Here is a 13,991-nt window from a genome sequence, read left to right on the forward strand (position 1 = left end):
TTCAGAGGATTGCGGGATTATGTCGCTAAGAGATTCACTACAACAGACCTTGCGCCGGCTTTCCGGGGACATAATCCCCGGTGCGCTTGAAAACGCCGGCCACCGAATGGACGATCTCAGAAAGCGCCTGGACAACCTGAATTGCTCGCTGGCTGAAAAAGCCCTGCCTGAGGACCGCAAGTCAAGGGTCAGTGAGTTGTCGCTCAATCGCAAGGCAAAACAGGCCGGGCAGAAGGCCACCAGAAAAATCCGGGAAAAAATTTGACACCGCCGAACAAATGCTTAAAATGCGCGTCTCACTTGGTCGAGACAGCAACGCTGACTCACCAGTGTGCTGTGAAAGTGGGCGGTTAGCTCAGCTGGGAGAGCATCGCCCTTACAAGGCGAGGGTCACTGGTTCGATCCCAGTACCGCCCACCACTTTTCAGCATCACCGGGCCACCCCGCCCGGTTTCAGATCCCAAAGGCCGTCCAGGTCGGGATTGATGCGGAGCGGTAGTTCAGCTGGTTAGAATACCGGCCTGTCACGCCGGGGGTCGCGGGTTCGAGTCCCGTCCGCTCCGCCATTTTTTGTTGATTTCCAGATCCCGGGTGGTTAGCTCAGCTGGGAGAGCATCGCCCTTACAAGGCGAGGGTCACTGGTTCGATCCCAGTACCACCCACCATTTTTCCCTCAAAGATGTGTTTCTAACCCGATACTTTGGGTTGTCGGATTACGGCTGCGCCTAATCCGACCTACACCTCTTACTTCCCAATCAACGACTGCCCGCATACCCGGACAACGTTCCCGTTCACGCCATTCGATGCTGGATTGCAATACCACGCAATCGCTTCTGCCACGTCTATCGGCAAACCACCCTGGGACAGGCTGTTCATGCGCCTACCGGCTTCGCGGATGGTGATCGGCATGGCGGCGGTCATCTGGGTTTCGATGAAACCGGGCGCGATGGCGTTGATGGTCACACCGTTCTTCACCTGTTTTGCCATTGCCTCCACATAGCCGATCACGCCGCACTTGGCGGTGGAATAGTTGGTCTGGCCAAAGTTGCCGGCAATGCCGCTGATGGAGGAAATGCAGACGATGCGGCCGTTTTCCCGCAGCAACTCCTGGTGCATCAGTTCCTCATCAATCAGTTCCTCGGCCGTCAGGTTGACTGCAATGGTCATGTTCCAGAAGTGCTCCGGCATATTGCCCAGGGTTTTGTCGCGGGTGATGCCGGCGTTGTGGATGACCAGATCAATGCCTTCGAAGTGCTCCTTCACGAAGTCCGCAATCTGTTTTGGCGCCTTCTCGTCCGTAATGTCGCACGCCAGCGCCTTGCCCTTGAGCGGCCCCATGACTTTCTGCAGGTCTTCCATGGCTGGCTGGATGTCCAGACCAATCACGGTGGCACCGTCCCGGGTCAGGGTTTCGGCAATGGAAGCGCCAATGCCCCGGGAGGCGCCCGTTACCAACGCGACTTTCCCGGTCAGCGGTGCGACCGGATTGGTGGCAGGTGCGACCGTCCCCTTGCCGATGCGGGTTACCTGGCCAGACACGTAGGCGGACCGGGGCGACAGGAAGAATCGCACGCTGGAGTCCAGTTGTTGCTCGGCGCCGGGCGCCATCCACAGCAGGTTTGCGGTAGAGCCTTTCTTGCCCACTTCCTTGCCAACGCTACGCACGAAGCCTTCCAGTGCCTGGTGCGCCGCCGCCTTGGCCGGTTGGCGACAGGTGGCGGGGTCCTGCCCGATAACCAGTACCCGGCCATTGCCAGCCAACTTGCGGATGGTAGGGTGGAAAAACTCGTAAACCGCTTTCAGGTCGGTGGTGTCTTTCATGCCGGTGGCATCGAACACCAGGGCAGAGAACTTGCGGTCAATGTCGGCATTCAGGGGCAGGGCTTCGGCCTTGTTGCCGCTTTTGGAAGAATCGTTCAGAGTATCCACAGCACTGGCATGGAAGAGTTTCGCGGCACTGGCGCCCAGCACACCGCCAACCGCGGCAATGGCTTTGCTGCCATTGGCGGCGCCGATCAGTACGTCGCCCTCGATAAATGGCTGGTCGGCGCGCTTCCAGCGTTTCAGGGGCACTGGCGCGGGAAGCCCCAGGGACTGGGCGGCGGTCTTGCCCACAGAGGTATTGACGAACTTGAGGTAAAGGTCAGACATGGCATTTTCCTTTTGCGAAACGAATATCGGCGTACAGGTTAAAGAATCGGGCAGCTTTTGGATTGACTCAACGCTCTGTGACGGTTGTCAGGGATGCCAATGAGCCGCGCCCGGTTGGCGCTAGACTGCAACGCAACGGATACACTCGTTTAAACAGGACTTCATCATGGCACAGGCACCGAAAAGCACCCAAAAGAAAACATCGACGGCAAAGAAGGCCCCGGCCGCCAAAAGCGGTATCCGCCGCGTCGCTATTATCGGCGGTAACCGGGTACCTTTTGCCCGCTCCAATACGGCGTACAGCAAAGTCAGCAATCAGGAATTGCTAACCAGTGCACTGCGGGGGCTGGTTGACCGCTTCGGGTTGCAGGGGCAGCGCGTTGGAGAGGTTGTCGCTGGTGCGGTCATCAAGCATTCCAGGGATTTTAACCTGACGCGGGAGTCTGCGCTCAGCAGCGGCCTGGCGCCGGAAACGCCCGCCTATGATATCCAGCAGGCCTGTGGCACCGGCCTGGAAGCGGCCATCCTGGTGGCGAACAAGATCGCCCTGGGGCAGATTGAGTGCGGTATTGCCGGCGGCACCGACACCACCTCCGATGCGCCGATTGGCGTGGGGGAGGGCCTGCGGGAAATCCTGCTGGACTTGAATCGCGCCAAGACGACCGGCGAGCGCCTGAGAGCACTGAGCCGTTTCCGCCCCGGCTACCTGAAACCGGAAATTCCGCAAAACGGAGAGCCCAGAACCGGCCTGTCCATGGGTGGCCATTGCCAGATCACCGCCCATGAATGGTCCATTCCCCGTGACGAGCAGGACAAGCTGGCCTATGAAAGCCACCAGAAACTGGCTGCGGCTTATGAGGAAGGTTTCTTCAAGGACCTGATGACGCCACTGGCGGGGCTGGAGAAGGACAATATCCTGCGCCCGGACACTACCCTGGAGAAACTGGCGACGCTCAAGCCCGTGTTCGACCGGGACAACGGCACCATGACCGCCGCCAACAGCACGGCGCTGACCGATGGTGCCTCCTGTGTGCTGTTGGCCAGCGAAGAGTGGGCCAAGGCAAACAACATGGAGGTAAAGGCCTACCTGACCTTCTCCGAAGTAGCCGCCGTGGACTTCGTTGACAAGAAAGAGGGCCTGCTGATGGCGCCGGCCTATGCCGTGCCGCGCATGTTGGAGAAAGCCGGGCTGAGCCTGCAGGATTTCGACTTCTACGAAATCCACGAAGCCTTTGCCGCACAGGTGCTCTCCACCCTGAAAGCCTGGGAAGATCCCGCCTTCTGCAAGGACCGCCTGGGCCTGGACAAGCCCCTGGGCAGCATTGACCGCAGCAAACTGAACGTGAAGGGCAGCAGCCTGGCCACGGGCCATCCCTTCGCGGCCACTGGTGGGCGTATTGTTGCCACCCTGGCGAAGTTGTTGGAAGAGAAAGGCAGCGGCCGCGGGCTGATCTCCATCTGTGCCGCCGGCGGGCAGGGGGTGACTGCGATACTGGAGCGGTAAGTCTACGGAAAATTTAATTTTTCCCTTTGACAGCCAAGGTTTCTACCCGTACTATGCGCACCTCGTTGATCGGGGCCTTCCCCGGGATACAACCAGTTTGATGCGGGGTAGAGCAGTCTGGTAGCTCGTCGGGCTCATAACCCGGAGGTCGTAGGTTCGAATCCTGCCCCCGCTACCATCTTCAGGAAAGGCCAGCTTTAGCTGGCCTTTCTGCTTTCTGGCAACGGCTTATTCTCCCGCCAGCACGCTGCTAGGTATTTTCCATACATGGCCTGCCAACCCCGTTGACTATTTCCTGTCCGCCCGCCAGACTCATGTTGTAGCCTGGGACAGCAACATGAACAACACGCATCACCTCATCCGCCGACGGATTCAAACACCTCTGGTAGTGCTTCCACTGCTGGCGTTGCTGCTTGCTTTTCTCTCATCCCTCACCTATCAGTACGCCGCTGAAACCCGCCTGAACCATGGATTTATCAGCACGCTGGATCATCTGGTTGTTGCCAGCCCCAATGAATCGGTCAGGGCACTGGTTGGTAACAACGATGACGAAAGCGCCGCAGCTGATGGAGACCGGGATTTTCCCCAGTGGTGGAGCAATGGTTCCACGGATATCTGGATTGGTCAGCGTGATATTGGCAGCGTCTCCTCTGTTGAAACGGGCGATCTCCCGCTAGCCGGCCGTTATGTAATTCCCCTCCTGCGCGCACCTCCCCTGGCGTAATTCTCCACTTTGTCGCGGCGGGTCTTTCCGACTGTCGTTCCGGTTAACAAAGTTTTCTTCGAGGATTACCCATGAAATCACTACGTTCACGGGCCGTGGTATACGGCCTGGTGATAGTACTCGGGTTACTGAGCGCGTTACCGAATCTTCTTTCCCACAACCAGTCCGGAAAATTACCGGACTGGTACCTGCAAAACACGGTGTCCCTGGGGCTGGACCTGCAGGGTGGTTCCCATTTGCTTTTGCAGGCCGACCTTGATGACCTGTTTTCCGGCGAGCGCCAGGCCATAGCCGAAGAGCTGGCCAGGACCCTGCGTGAGGCGGGTATTCACTATGGCAGGGCCCTGATGGTCGGGGACCGTATTGAGGTGCCGGTGCGCCAATCCGACCAGTTGTCCGAAGCGGCCAGCCTTGCCCGCAAGCTGGCCCGGGAACCCCCCGATGGCTCGCGCCGCTTTGACGTTGACCAGAATGGTGGGCGGCTGGTGCTGACGCTGACCGAAGCCTGGCGGGAGAATGTGGCCCGGGATGCGGTGGAACGGAGCCTGGAAGTGGTGCGCAGGCGGCTCGACGAAACCGGCCTGGTGGACCCCAGCATTACCCGTCAGGGCAGTGACGGTATCCTGGTGCAGATGCCGGGTGTCGCCGATCCCAGTGAAATCCGCAAGTTACTGGGTACAACGGCGAAGATGAGTTTCCATTGGGTGGCGCGGGAGATGGGGGAGGGCGTTGCTGTATTCTCCCTTCCGGACGCCAACGGAGAAGGTCGGTACCAGTTGGAAAAACGGGTCGCCATGCCCGGTGAGCGTATCCGGGATGCCCAAATGGCGTTTAATCCTGACACCAGCGAACCGGTTGTCAATTTCAAGCTGGACAACGAAGGTGCACGCCTGTTTGGTGACATGACCCGGGACAATATTGGCCGCGCCCTGGCCATCGTGCTGGATGGCAAGGTCATCACGGCGCCGGTTATTCGCAGTGTTATCGGCGGCGGCAGTGGTGAAATCAGCGGCGCCTTCACAACCAAAGAGGCCAGCAATCTGGCCCTGCTGCTAAGGGCTGGCGCCTTGCCCGCCCCGCTGCATGTGGCGGAGGAGCGCACGGTTGGCCCTGATCTTGGCAGTGACGCCATCGCCATGGGGCTGACCACTGGTTTGCTGGGGGCGGCCATGGTGATCGCCTTTATGGTGGGGCTCTACGGACGTTGGGGGCTGATTGCCTGTGTGGGGCTGACGGTGAACGTAGGGCTGGTCTTCGGGGTGTTGAGCCTGCTCGGCGCCACCCTGACGTTGCCGGGCATCGCCGGGATTATTCTTACCATCGGCATGGCGGTGGATGCCAATATCCTGATCAACGAGCGCATCTGGGAGGAGTCCCGCAAGGGTAAGCCTGCGTGGATGGCTCTCAGGGAAGGGTTTGGCAAGGCCTACACAACCATCCTGGATTCCAACGTCACCACCCTGATTGCGGTCAGCCTGCTGTTCATGGTGGGCAGTGGGCCGGTCAGGGGCTTTGCGGTCACCATTGGTATTGGTTTGCTGACTTCCCTATTTACCGCGATTGCGGTTACCCGGCTGATCATGGAGTGGCGTATCCGGGGCAGGGCCCGGGAGCCGTTGGTGATTTCCGGCATCGCCTGGCTGGACCGGCTCAGTGAGCGAGGCGTGAACTTTATGCGCGCCCGCATGACCGGATTGCTGGTGTCGGCGGTGCTGTCGGTGGCTGCCATTGGTCTGTTTGTCCAGCCCGGACTGAAATACGGCGTCGATTTCACCGGGGGTACCGTGGTTGAGGTGCAGGCCGGAACAGCAACGGTGGAGCAATTGCGCACCACGTTGCAGGACCATGGCCTGGATGAAGCCGCCATCCAGGAGTTCGGTGCTGACGGGCGTTTCCTGGTTCGCCTGCCTGTTGCACAGGGAGAGCCCGGGGCAACAGCAGATCAGGTGGCGTCGCTCAAATCAGCAGTGACCTCGGCCCAACCGGACGCGGAGTTTCCACGGGTCGACATGGTGGGGCCCAAAGTCAGCGGTGGGTTCAGTGATGCCACGATTCTGGCGGTTCTGCTGGCCGGCGCGGGAATGCTGGCGTATCTCTGGGTTCGGTTTGAATCCCATTTCGCACTGGCCGCGACCCTGACCATCGCGCTGGACATCACCAAGACCATTGGTTTCTTCGCCCTGGCCGGCGTGGAGTTCAACCTGACCGCCGTAGCGGCACTGCTTGCCCTGATCGGCTATTCCGTCAACGACAAGGTGGTGGTGTTTGATCGTATTCGTGAAAATTTGCGGAGAACGCCGGAGCGACCGATGCTGGAATTGCTGAACGACAGCATATCGTCAACACTGACCCGTACCGTGTTCACCTCGGTGACCACTTTCCTGGCGTTGCTGCCCATGGGCATCGCCGGGGGCGCGGCCGTCGCGAGTTTCGCCTTGCCCATGCTGTTCGGCATCGTGATCGGCACCAGTTCGTCGGTATTTATCGCGTCATCGATTCTGTATTACCTGGGCCAGCGGCGCGCCCGCAAGGGATTGGCACAACTACGCCCATCGGCTGAGGACATCCGAAAAGAATTGGAGCAGATCGCGTGAAGCCAACGTTTGGCGAACCCGTTTTTGCCCTGCGGGGCCGGGCGATGGTAGATTACGTATCAACATTAGTTAGGTGGCTAATAGCGGGAATATGAAAAATCAGTCCACATACAAAGCCAGTTTGCCGGGCAGCCTTATTGCGTTGCTTGGCCTGGTGTTTGTTGTCTGGACATCGGTAGCGGTTGCGCTTCCGGCCCAGGATGATCCGGTTGCCACCGCTGTTGCCCTGAGCGATTGGCAGGCTAACGCCGAATCTGCGGAGGGATCGTCCTCTCCCGGCGATGTCGCTTCGTTGACCCCCGTATTCGTCTTTCCTCCCCTGGCACTGAATGCCAGTGCCCTGCACCAGTTGGCCTTTGAGGCCCCCGCCACAAGACTTCTCAGTTATCCCGGCAAGTCACAAGCCCCTCCTTCCCTGGTTTAGACATTTGCAAAGACCCAGGCTTCCCTGACCTTTACGAAGGCAGGTTGCGCCTGGCGAAATGATCTTTAGTCAGGAGAATTGCCATGAGCAATCAACCAAGCGTTCAAGCGCCCTTGTCTGCCGGCGCCAAATATCGGCTTGCCAACGATGGAAATTGGTAAGCTCCAGGGCCTGAAAGTTGATGAATTAATTTCCATTTTCAAAGGGCTTCATTCGGACTATCTTTTAGTAACGGAGGCTGTCGCTGTTGGGGCAGAGGATCAGGTCGTTCTCCGATATTGTTCACGCGGTCCGGAAAAGCCCTGGGTAAACCTCGCAATGTTGCAACCTGCCGTTGCGGGTTGCAACATTCTTCCGATAATGACCAGTATTTAAAGGAAGCTTCCATGGCCATTAAAAAAGTGCTCATCGCCAATCGCGGCGAAATTGCCGTTCGCATTGCGCGGGCCTGTAAGGAGTTGGACATTCGTTCCGTCGCTGTCTATTCAGAGGCGGACCAGTACTCCCTGCACGTGAAGAAAGCGGATGAGTCCTATCAGATCAGCAAGGACCCGCTCAGTGGTTACCTGAATCCCCATCACCTGGTGAACCTGGCGGTGGAAACCGGCTGTGATGCGCTACATCCGGGTTACGGCTTTCTCTCCGAGAACGCTGAGCTTGCAGCTATCTGCCAGCAGCGGGGAGTCACCTTCATCGGCCCGTCATCCGAGGCGATCAGTGCCATGGGTGACAAGACTCAGGCCCGTCAGACCGCCATCGCCGCAGGGGTACCTGTGACACCGGGCTCCGAAGGCAACCTGGACGACGTGGAAGATGCCGTGCGCCAGGCGGCGGACGTTGGCTACCCGGTTATGCTGAAGGCCACATCCGGTGGTGGTGGCCGGGGCATCCGCCGCTGCGACAATGAGAAGGAGTTGCGGCAAAACTACGAGCGGGTAATTTCCGAAGCCACCAAGGCCTTTGGCAGTGCCGAGGTTTTCCTTGAGAAATGCATCATCGAGCCCCGCCACATCGAGGTGCAGGTTCTCGCTGACCACCATGGCAATGTGGTGCACCTGTATGAGCGAGACTGTTCCATCCAGCGCCGTAACCAGAAACTGATCGAAGTGGCGCCGTCTCCCCAATTGAGTGAGGAACAGCGTGAATACATCGGCGAACTGGCCATCCAGGTGACCCGCCAATGCGGCTATGTGAATGCCGGCACCGTCGAGTTCCTGCTGGATCACGATGACAGCTTCTACTTCATGGAAATGAACACGCGGGTGCAGGTGGAGCACACCATCACCGAGGAAATCACCGGCATCGATATCATCAAGGCGCAGATCCGTATTGCGTCGGGCGAACCCCTGGAGTTTTCCCAGGAGGACATCAGTTATCGCGGCTTTGCGGCGCAATTCCGGATCAATGCCGAAGACCCGAAGAATGGCTTTCTACCCAGCTTTGGTCGCATCAGCCGCTACTATTCCGCAGGCGGCCCGGGCGTGCGTACGGATGCTGCCATGTATACGGGCTATGAGATACCACCGTACTACGACTCCATGTGCGCAAAACTGATTGTCTGGGCACGGGAATGGCCGGAACTGGTGGCCCGTTCCCGCCGGGCACTCAGTGATATGGCCATCTACGGGGTGCACACCACGATTCCTTACTATCAGCAAATCCTCAATCACCCTGATTTCCAGGCCGGCACCTTCAACACCGGCTTTGTTGAACGTAATCCCCAGTTGCTGGAATACAGCAACAAGTCCCGGCCGGAATCCGTCGCAACTGCCATTGCCGCCGCCATTGCCGCCCAGGCAGGCGTGTAACACGAATATTGGAGAACATCCATGAGCAAGAGAAAGATCCACATTACCGACGTGATCCTGCGGGACGCCCACCAGTCCCTGATCGCCACGCGGATGCGCACCGAAGATATGTTGCCGGCCTGTGAATGGCTGGACCAGGCTGGCTATTGGTCACTGGAGTGCTGGGGTGGCGCTACGTTTGATGCTTGCGTACGGTTCCTGAAGGAAGACCCGTGGGAGCGTCTTCGCGCCTTACGCAAGGCCCTGCCCAATACCCGCCTGCAAATGCTGTTACGCGGTCAGAACCTGCTGGGATACCGGCACTACGGCGACGATGTGGTGGAAGCGTTTGTTGAAAAGGCCGCTGAAAACGGTATCGATGTGTTCCGGATTTTTGACGCCCTGAACGACGTGCGCAACCTGGAAACCAGTATCAAGGCGGTTAAAAAGGCTGGCAAGCATGCCCAGGGCACGCTGTGTTACACGGTCAGTCCCGTGCATGACGTGAAAACCTTCCTGGCCCAGGCTCAAACCATGGCTGACATGGGGGCTGACAGCATCGCCATCAAGGACATGGCGGGCCTGCTGACGCCAGCGGTGACCGCCGAGCTGGTCAGTGGCCTGAAGAAGAACCTCAAGCTGCCGGTGTTCCTGCACTCCCATGCCACCTCCGGCATGGCGCCCATGTGCCAGTGGGCGGCAATGGAGGCGGGCGTTGATCATATTGATACAGCGCTGTCGGCGTTCGCGGGAGGTACCAGCCATCCGCCCACGGAGTCATTGGTGGCCGCACTGCACGACGCCGGCTACGAAACCGGCCTCAACCTTGAGCTACTGGACAAAGCCACCCGGCATTTCCGCGAGGTTCGCAAGAAATACCATCAGTTCGAGAGTGACTACAATGGGGTGGATACTTCGGTGCTGCTGTCCCAGGTTCCCGGTGGCATGATGTCCAACCTGGCCAATCAGCTCAAGGAGCAGGGCGCCCTGGACCGGATTCAGGACGTGTTCGAGGAAATCCCCCGAGTGCGCAAGGATTTGGGGTATCCGCCATTGGTGACACCAACCTCGCAGATCGTCGGCACCCAGGCGGTGATCAATGTGCTGGGAGGCAAGCGTTACGACACCATCACCAATGAGGTGAAGAAATACATGCAGGGTTGGTATGGCAAGGCTCCTGCGGAGGTGGATACACAACTGCAACGGCGGGCTGTTGGTAAGGAAGATCTGATCGAGGAGCGCCCGGCCAACTTGATTCCCAGGGAACTGTCAGAACTGCGTAAAGACGTGGGGGATCTCGCGGAGAGCGAGGAAGACGTACTCACTTACGCCATGTTCCCGGATCAGGCCCGCACCTACTTGCAGCAACGCCGTGATGGCACCCTGCAGCCGGAGGCGCTGGAACCCATTGCCACGGGTAAAACCGGAGGCAATGTGTCCACCGAGTTCCGCATTACGGTGCACGGAGAAAGCTACGACATCCACGTGACCGGTGCCAACCCGGTGAGTGAGACCGAGCGCCGGTTCTACATGACGGTGGATGGCGTGCCCGAGGAAATTCATCTGGAATCCCAGGGTGAAGCGTCTGAAAATACCCGCAAGGGTGGCCGCGCAAGGGCTACCGGTGAAGGCCACGTGACCACTACCATGCCTGGCAACATTGTTGATGTGCTGGTCAGCGAAGGTGACAAGGTATCCGCCGGCGACCCGGTGCTGATTATTGAGGCCATGAAAATGGAAACAGAGGTCAAGGCCACCAAATCCGGTACTATCAAAGCGGTTAGCATTGCCAAGGGCGATCGTGTTGCGCCCGGCGAGAGCCTGATCGAAATCGAATAACCAGCCTCCCGGGACGGTCGTCCCGGGCATTCCATTGCAGTTGGGAGCAACCCCTCGAATGAAGTCGATCTTTTTGTTGTTAGCGGCTGTGTTGTCGTTGGCACCCACATCGGTGTGGGCAAATCCCGACCGGGCCGTGGATCTGGTTACCCACCCGGTAGGATACATTGCGATAGTGATCTTTGTGGTCGCCTACCTGTTCGTCATGCTGGAAGAGCGGATTCACCTGGCTAAATCCAAGCCGATGCTGATTGCGGCCGGATTGATCTGGATACTCGTGGCCCTGGCATACCGTGCCGCGGGCGCCAATGGCGAAGTGGAAGAGGCCATACGGCACAACTTCCTGGAATACGCGGAACTGTTCTTCTTTCTCCTGGTGGCCATGACATACATCAATGCCATGCTGGAACGTGGGGTTTTTGACCAGTTGCGGATCTGGTTGTTGGGCAAGGGTTACGGCTACCGGCAATTGTTCTGGATAACCGGTGCATTGGCGTTTTTCATATCGCCGGTGGCGGATAACCTGACCACCGCACTGATCATGTGTGCGGTAGTGATGGCAGTGGGCCGGGACAGCGCTGCTTTTGTCTCCCTCTCCTGTATCAATATCGTGGTGGGTGCCAACGCAGGCGGGGCGTTCAGCCCGTTTGGTGATATCACCACGTTGATGGTCTGGCAGAAAGGCATACTCCCATTCCAGGACTTCTTCCAGTTGCTGCTGCCGTCCATGGTTAATTTCCTGGTGCCGGCGGCACTGATGCATTTCGCCCTGCCCAAGGGGCAGCCGTCGTCACTCGAGTCCTACAACAACGTCCTGCGTCCGGGCGGGTTGGTCATATGTGGCCTGTTCCTGCTGACAATTGCCACTGCCATCAGTTTTCACCAGTTCCTGCATATACCACCAGTATTCGGCATGATGACGGGGCTCGGTTATCTGAAGATTTTCGGCTTCTACCTCAAGCGCCACGAGGAGTATCACTGGAACGAGAGTTTCGAAACCCCACCTGGAGACAGTTCGGGCGATCGCACACAGGGCCGTCGCGCGTTTGATGTGTTTTCCCACATTGCCCGGTCGGAATGGGACACGCTGTTCTTCTTCTACGGGGTGATTATGGCGGTCGGTGGTCTGGGATTCATCGGTTACCTGGGCATGATGTCCGCCACCCTCTATGGCGACCTGGGGCCTACCTTTGCCAACATCATGATTGGGGTGATATCGGCGCTGGTGGACAATATTCCGGTGATGTTTGCGGTCCTGACCATGAATCCGACGATGCCTGACTATCAATGGTTGCTGGTCACCCTGACGGCTGGCGTTGGCGGCAGCTTGCTGTCGATAGGTTCAGCCGCCGGTGTTGCCCTGATGGGGCAGGCGAGGGGGCAGTACACCTTCTTCAGCCACCTGAAATGGACGCCGGCCATTGCCCTGGGGTACGGCGCCAGTATCTGGGTGCATTTCCTGGTCAATGGCTGAGGTCGGGTGGCCGCTGGAAGCCGGCAAGTTCCCCGTCTTCCAGTAACTCCGCAAACCGGATGGTGGTCAGATCCATGCCCGGGGCGCCAATGACCTGAACATTGAACGGCAATCCCGCTTTTGTCCTGCCAATAGGCACCGACGTGGCGGGTAGTCCGAGCAGGGTGGCAAGGGCAATCCAGCAGAATTGGTCCATATAGGCCCTGGGCTGTCCGGCGACAGTGATCTGCCGTTTGAAGACCGGGTTGCTGTGGTCGTGCCGGATGGCGGTGGTGGGTGTGACCGGTGTCAGCAGAACATCGAATTCATCAAACAGTGTGGTTATCTCCGCTCTCATTTTTTCCCGCATCTCGTTCCAGGCCATCCACTGGTATACCGGCTGATTCACGCCGCGACCATACTCACCAACGAATGCTGTAACCGGGCCAAACAGGTGCAGCCATCTCTCAAACCGGGCGATCCATTTCATCTGCCGGCGTTGGGCCGGTTTCATGGAGGTGCTGAGCAGGCTGCCCAGCAGGTTGAAGTAGGCGGGCAGGATATGTTCCAGATTGAGCAGGTGGTGCCTGGCTTCGGCAACCAGCGCACCTTTGCTTTCCAGGTTTTGCCCGAGGTGCTCGTAAGCCTCCAGCAACTCGTCGTCGATCGGGCACAAGGGGTCTTTCAGCCACAATCCCACTCGCGCCTGTTCCAGGGAATCAAAGGTTGCGGGCGCCATTGCCAGTTGCCAGCTTGTGCGCTCACGCTCGGCCGGGCCGGCAATCACGTTCAGCAGCAGTTCCAGGTCTTTTGCCGAGCGGGCAAGGGGACCCCCTTCAGCAAGATCAGGCCGGGATTCGGTGCCCGGAGGCCCGGGAATATGGCCCCGGAACGAAACCAGTGCCCGTGAGGGCTTGTGGCCGAAAACACCGCAGAAATGGGCAGGCGTGCGGATGGAGCCAGCCAGGTCGCTGCCCACTTCCAGGGGCGTCATGCCCGCTGCCAGGGCAGCCGCGGCTCCGCCTGAAGAGCCGCCGGGGGTATGGGCCAGGTTGTGGGGGTTGTTGGTGACCCCAAAGAGTTTGTTGTAACTCTGCAGGTCGGTGGCGTAGATGGGAACGTTGGTTTTCCCCAGGATAATGGCGCCAGCTTCCTCCAGGCGCTGAACCACATCCGCATGCCTTTCCGGGGTGTAGTCTTTCAACGCGGGGGCACCGGCGGTGCAGGTCATGCCCGCGACTTCCCAGGTGTCCTTCAGGGTCAGTGGCAGGCCGTGGAGGGGGCCAGTGGGTTCGCCTCGCGCAAGGGCTTCGTCTGCCTTCCGGGCCTTTTCCAGCGCCTTGTGTTCGTCCAGGGTCACGACGGCATTGATATCGCCGTTGCACTGGCGAATCCTGTCCAGGAAGGCTTGGGTGGTTTCCGCGCTGGTTAGCTTGCCGTCCTTGAGGTCACTAACGAGTTCGGTGGCAGAGCGGTAGTGCAGTGGGTTCATGGTTTCCTCGTTGTTATTGCCTG

At 58.9% G+C, this 13,991-nt stretch carries 10 protein-coding genes and 4 tRNA genes; 12 read left to right on the forward strand and 2 right to left on the reverse strand.

What is annotated here, in order from left to right:
• The first annotated feature begins 19 nt into the window (after positions 1–19).
• The 4 genes from NLU14_RS02045 (at position 20) to NLU14_RS02060 (ending at position 665) form a co-directional block, all read left to right on the forward strand.
• Positions 20–265 (forward strand): hypothetical protein, encoded by a 246-nt coding sequence (locus NLU14_RS02045; RefSeq protein ID WP_275704493.1) that lies wholly within the window; start codon positions 20–22, stop codon positions 263–265.
• 79 nt (positions 266–344) lie between these two features.
• Positions 345–420 (forward strand) — tRNA-Val (locus NLU14_RS02050).
• A gap of 69 nt (positions 421–489) precedes the next feature.
• Positions 490–566, forward strand: a tRNA-Asp gene (locus NLU14_RS02055).
• Positions 567–589: 23 nt separating this feature from the next.
• Positions 590–665 (forward strand) — tRNA-Val (locus tag NLU14_RS02060).
• Positions 666–744: 79 nt separating this feature from the next.
• On the opposite strand, the gene NLU14_RS02065 is transcribed toward NLU14_RS02060, so the two are convergent.
• Complete coding sequence (locus NLU14_RS02065) at positions 745–2,151, reverse strand: 3-oxoacyl-ACP reductase (RefSeq protein WP_275704494.1); 1,407 nt, start codon at positions 2,149–2,151, stop codon at positions 745–747.
• 166 nt (positions 2,152–2,317) lie between these two features.
• On the opposite strand from NLU14_RS02065, the gene NLU14_RS02070 reads away from it, so the two are divergent.
• The 8 genes from NLU14_RS02070 (at position 2,318) to nhaD (ending at position 12,497) form a co-directional block, all read left to right on the forward strand.
• Positions 2,318–3,655, forward strand: a complete 1,338-nt coding sequence (locus tag NLU14_RS02070; RefSeq protein ID WP_275704495.1) for an acetyl-CoA C-acetyltransferase — start codon at positions 2,318–2,320, stop codon at positions 3,653–3,655.
• 101 nt (positions 3,656–3,756) lie between these two features.
• Positions 3,757–3,833 (forward strand) — tRNA-Met (locus NLU14_RS02075).
• 159 nt (positions 3,834–3,992) lie between these two features.
• A complete protein-coding gene (locus tag NLU14_RS02080; protein WP_275704496.1) occupies positions 3,993–4,379 on the forward strand; it encodes a hypothetical protein in 387 nt (128 codons plus the stop codon).
• Positions 4,380–4,450: 71 nt separating this feature from the next.
• Positions 4,451–6,973 carry a protein translocase subunit SecD gene (gene secD / locus NLU14_RS02085; RefSeq protein WP_275704497.1) on the forward strand — a complete coding sequence of 841 codons (2,523 nt, stop codon included), beginning with the start codon at positions 4,451–4,453 and terminating at the stop codon, positions 6,971–6,973.
• Between the two features lie 91 nt (positions 6,974–7,064).
• Entirely contained in the window at positions 7,065–7,397 is a 333-nt protein-coding gene (locus tag NLU14_RS02090; protein ID WP_275704498.1) for a hypothetical protein, read from the forward strand.
• A 386-nt stretch (positions 7,398–7,783) separates the two neighbouring features.
• Complete coding sequence (locus tag NLU14_RS02095) at positions 7,784–9,205, forward strand: acetyl-CoA carboxylase biotin carboxylase subunit (RefSeq protein ID WP_275704499.1); 1,422 nt, start codon at positions 7,784–7,786, stop codon at positions 9,203–9,205.
• Positions 9,206–9,226: 21 nt separating this feature from the next.
• Positions 9,227–11,023 (forward strand): sodium-extruding oxaloacetate decarboxylase subunit alpha, encoded by a 1,797-nt coding sequence (oadA, locus tag NLU14_RS02100; RefSeq protein WP_275704500.1) that lies wholly within the window; start codon positions 9,227–9,229, stop codon positions 11,021–11,023.
• A gap of 58 nt (positions 11,024–11,081) precedes the next feature.
• A complete protein-coding gene (gene nhaD, locus NLU14_RS02105; RefSeq protein WP_275704501.1) occupies positions 11,082–12,497 on the forward strand; it encodes a sodium:proton antiporter NhaD in 1,416 nt (471 codons plus the stop codon).
• Here the strand turns inward: nhaD and NLU14_RS02110 are convergent.
• Positions 12,487–13,968, reverse strand: coding sequence for an amidase (locus NLU14_RS02110; protein WP_275704502.1), 1,482 nt, complete (start codon positions 13,966–13,968; stop codon positions 12,487–12,489). The genes nhaD and NLU14_RS02110 overlap by 11 nt on opposite strands.
• Positions 13,969–13,991: the final 23 nt, after the last annotated feature.

This window comes from Marinobacter iranensis, assembly GCF_029207565.1.
Taxonomy (GTDB): Bacteria; Pseudomonadota; Gammaproteobacteria; order Pseudomonadales; family Oleiphilaceae; genus Marinobacter; species Marinobacter iranensis.

Bases quoted from the DNA above. Each gene is read 5' to 3' on its own strand.
- NLU14_RS02045 (WP_275704493.1), top strand. From the start codon at position 20: ATGTCGCTAAGAGATTCACTACAACAGACCTTGCGCCGGCTTTCCGGG.
- NLU14_RS02065 (WP_275704494.1), bottom strand. From the start codon at position 2,151: ATGTCTGACCTTTACCTCAAGTTCGTCAATACCTCTGTGGGCAAGACC.
- NLU14_RS02070 (WP_275704495.1), top strand. From the start codon at position 2,318: ATGGCACAGGCACCGAAAAGCACCCAAAAGAAAACATCGACGGCAAAG.
- NLU14_RS02080 (WP_275704496.1), top strand. From the start codon at position 3,993: ATGAACAACACGCATCACCTCATCCGCCGACGGATTCAAACACCTCTG.
- secD (WP_275704497.1), top strand. From the start codon at position 4,451: ATGAAATCACTACGTTCACGGGCCGTGGTATACGGCCTGGTGATAGTA.
- NLU14_RS02090 (WP_275704498.1), top strand. From the start codon at position 7,065: ATGAAAAATCAGTCCACATACAAAGCCAGTTTGCCGGGCAGCCTTATT.
- NLU14_RS02095 (WP_275704499.1), top strand. From the start codon at position 7,784: ATGGCCATTAAAAAAGTGCTCATCGCCAATCGCGGCGAAATTGCCGTT.
- oadA (WP_275704500.1), top strand. From the start codon at position 9,227: ATGAGCAAGAGAAAGATCCACATTACCGACGTGATCCTGCGGGACGCC.
- nhaD (WP_275704501.1), top strand. From the start codon at position 11,082: ATGAAGTCGATCTTTTTGTTGTTAGCGGCTGTGTTGTCGTTGGCACCC.
- NLU14_RS02110 (WP_275704502.1), bottom strand. From the start codon at position 13,968: ATGAACCCACTGCACTACCGCTCTGCCACCGAACTCGTTAGTGACCTC.